General features: G+C 49.3%; 4 protein-coding genes and 1 pseudogene. 3 read left to right on the forward strand and 2 right to left on the reverse strand.

Annotated elements, in window-relative coordinates; genetic code table 11:
• A pseudogene (locus tag ACKFKF_RS34640) lies at positions 1-394 on the forward strand (AAA family ATPase); the annotation flags it as partial.
• 11 nt (positions 395-405) lie between these two features.
• Here the strand turns inward: ACKFKF_RS34640 and ACKFKF_RS34645 are convergent.
• The gene (locus tag ACKFKF_RS34645) at positions 406-747 is read right to left on the reverse strand and encodes a hypothetical protein (protein WP_446871890.1); all 342 of its coding nucleotides are present in this window, start codon (positions 745-747) and stop codon (positions 406-408) included.
• Between the two features lie 140 nt (positions 748-887).
• Here ACKFKF_RS34645 and ACKFKF_RS34650 point away from each other — a divergent pair, with 140 nt between their 5' ends.
• Together ACKFKF_RS34650 and ACKFKF_RS34655 are read left to right on the forward strand one after the other, a co-directional pair.
• Entirely contained in the window at positions 888-1334 is a 447-nt protein-coding gene (locus ACKFKF_RS34650; RefSeq protein WP_446871891.1) for an SH3 domain-containing protein, read from the forward strand.
• 180 nt (positions 1335-1514) lie between these two features.
• Positions 1515-2624 (forward strand): peptidoglycan-binding domain-containing protein, encoded by a 1110-nt coding sequence (locus ACKFKF_RS34655; protein ID WP_446871892.1) that lies wholly within the window; start codon positions 1515-1517, stop codon positions 2622-2624.
• Between the two features lie 8 nt (positions 2625-2632).
• Here ACKFKF_RS34655 and ACKFKF_RS34660 read toward each other — a convergent pair whose 3' ends face one another.
• Positions 2633-3094 (reverse strand): Fur family transcriptional regulator, encoded by a 462-nt coding sequence (locus tag ACKFKF_RS34660; protein ID WP_446857198.1) that lies wholly within the window; start codon positions 3092-3094, stop codon positions 2633-2635.
• Positions 3095-3382 lie beyond the last annotated feature (288 nt).

Consider the following 3382-nt stretch of genomic DNA (forward strand, 5'->3'; position numbering starts at 1 on the left):
GTTGCGGAAAGGTCGATTTGATGAAATTTTCTTTGTCGGTCTGCCTGCTCAAGAAGAAAGACGGGCGATTTTTGCCGTTCATCTTTCTCGCCTGCGTCCCCACAATCTCAAGCACTACGATCTCGATCGCCTCGCCTACGAAACGCCGGACTTCTCGGGTGCCGAAATCGAGCAAACTTTGACCGAAGCGATGCACCTGGGGTTTAGCCAAAATCGCGACTTTACTACCGACGACGTTCTCGAAGCGGCCAGTCAAATCGTTCCGCTGGCCCGAACTGCCAAAGAGCAGATTGAATTTCTCCAAGAGTGGGCGGCCGCTGGCAAGGCCCGCATGGCCTCAAAGCACAGCAGCCTGAGCAACCGCATCCAGCGCCAGTTGCAGCAGCCAGAATGAGTATAGAAACGTTATTTCAGTTCTTTGATCGCTGGGACTCCCATCCAAAGGATTTCCCTTTTGTTGATCGACTCCCGTTTGATCGACCCCAACGGACGAGCCACAGCGGGACGAAGCTTTTGATATAGCTCAGGATGTTTTGCCTCAAGTTGAGCCTCACTGAGATTGGCATCTAGCACTTCACCGCGATCGGTCTTAACTGAATAGAGAAGACCTTTCTGAACCGATGTAATCACCACAATACGATCGCGTAACACTAGACGGCTAATCGTCGGTAACGGCTCAGATCGCAAAGCAGTCGCAGAAAGCAAAACACTTGTGGCAACAAATCCAGCAACCGTTTGATAACGCATTATGACTTCTCCAAAATCTGACATCACCCTAGCGAACTCGATCGCCAATTTCAAGGTGAGAAAAATCTTCAGGGTGGCGTGCCGATCGCAAAATCAATGTTAATATCTTGCTTGCTTCACCGTTTGATGAGGGTGACTTGATGAGTTGGTCAGGTTTAGTCAAAGTTTCTGTGGGATTGCTTTTGGCGATCGCGCTGCTGGCTGGGGGCAGTCTGATGGCGGCTCAATACTTCATTACCAAATTGAGTGCGCCCCCTCCTAAGCCGATCTATCCAAACGACAAGCCTTTAGCCTCGAAACCAGTCGCTAAATCAAAAGCTGTCGAGAAACCGGAAGTCCAGGATGATATACCCTCTGCCAAACCACTCCCCGCAGGAGCCTTTGCGGGACGGGTGAGCCAGCCGATCGGTCTGATTTTGAGAGATACGCCAGGTCGCGATTCTTCACAGATTGGTGGCATCGACTTCAACGATAAAGTGTTTGTATTAGAAACCAGCACAGATGGAGATTGGCAAAAAGTCCGGTTGCAAACGGGCGATCGAGAAGGCTGGGTTAAGGCTGGAAACATTGAGAAATCTGCTCAATAACATTGAATCTTTAGAAAAGGGACTACATTGGTTTTGAAAAGATGAAATTTCTTTCTTAAGGTAGATCTGTTAATGTCTGCCGAGATATAGGCACTCTAGGGATGATCCAGCTAAGATGTTGTCAAAGGAAAAGCACAAGCCTGTCCTCTTAGCCTCATCATTTACGCCTATCAAAAGAATATGGAAACCCTTGGTTATCTGCACCTTGCCTGCGAGAACGAATTGCCCAAAGACTTTCGCTCTCCCGTTCGGCCTTTGAGAATTTTGGATAGTCTAAATTGGCAAAAGCTTCCAAGTGGGGTCTGGGTAAAGCTTTTGAGCATTGCAGTTAGCCTGACGATTTTGAGTCTCGCAAGTGCGGCAATGGCTCTACTGCAAGAGGGCGATCGAGGTTCCGAAGTCGGCAATTTGCAAAACCAATTGACAAACAAGGGCTGTTATTTAGGCTTGGTAGATGAGGTTTTTGGCCCTCAGACCAGAGAAGCGGTCATCACCTGCCAGCGCAGATTAGGCCTAGTGCCAGATGGGATTGTCGGCCCTGCCACCCTTTCCGCTTTAGCCAGCAGCCCAGTGATTGGCGGCTCCATTCAAACCCTCAACCCGACGAATAACCTGAGCGGCATTCTCAGACTCGGCAGCAGAGGATCGGCTGTTTCTGATTTGCAGAATCGCTTGAGCGCAGCAGGCTATTACACAGGGACGATCGATGGTGTTTTTGGTCCCCAGACCGAATCCGCAGTAATCCGACTCCAGCGCGACTGGGGATTGACCGCAGATGGAGTAGTCGGATCTCAAGTCTATCAAGCATTGAACAACAGTGCCCCAATCGAACCGACGACTCCCCGTTCACCCATTGCCAACAGTCGCGAATTGACGATCGGCAGTAGCGGTTCAGATGTAGAAAATCTGCAACGCCGACTGAGCGCACGGGGCTACTTTGAGGCTTCTCCAACGGGATACTATGGCTCAATCACTAGAGATGCTGTTCTGCGGTTTCAAGCGGCTCAACGACTCCCACAAACGGGCATTGCAGATGCTAGAACGCTGAATCAGTTGGGGATTGGGACGATCGGCTCTATCGATCGAGTCAATCGCTATCATGTTGTGATTCCAAAGCAGGGCGCGGTTACACTCTCGCAGGTCAGACAATTTTTCCCCGCAGCCGTCGAAAGAACATCGAAGCTGGGTGACTATGTGGAAGCGGGCCGCTACCCCAATGTTGAACGAGCCGATCGCCAATCCAATTCGCTCCGAGCGCGAGGCTTAGATGCCAGAGTTGCCTATCGTTAGCCGACAGATTAGACGGGAAGCAGCGATCGCTGACAGGTCGGGCAAACTGCATGAATTGTCAGTTGACAGTCCAGCAGATGATAGCCCTCCTTCTGAGCGGCTTTGGTGCCGATTTTGAGGATAGGGTCACTTTTAAACTCGATCGTTTTACTGCACCGAACGCAGATCAAATGATGATGATGGTGAGGATATGGTTGGTTTAGTTCATAGTGTTTGTGACCTTCGGCTAATTCTAGCTCGCGCAAAATCCCCATCCGCGCCATAAGCTTGAGCGTGCGGTAAATGGTAGAAAGACTGATGCCTTCTCCGTCAGCTTTGAGAACCTCGTAGAGATCTTCGGCGCTAAGGTGGTTTCCTTCTTCAAGATTTTGAAAAACCTGTAGGATGGTTTCGCGCTGTGGAGTCAGTCGCCACCCCTTTTCATTGAGTTCAGCTTTGAGTGATGCAGATGTATAAACAGGAGCGTTCATATTCTCAACAGAGCCTCCTTTCTTGAGAATATAGCATACAGAATCACAGGTTGATTATCAAGAAAATCTTATTATTGATAATAATCGTCAACTGCTGAAGCGCTTCTAACGCTGTAAAGACGGGAGATCTAGCTTGAAAGAGCTTACGATCGCTTCTCAAAACTCAGGTACTTGATAATTAGGTGCAATCCGAATTGCTGAAGCGACTCATCACGCAAACCTAGCGATTAAATTTCGGCGTTGCATAATGGAGGGATGAATGAGGGTGTTGTACTATGCAGTGTCGAT

The organism is Phormidesmis sp. 146-12 (assembly GCF_052939495.1).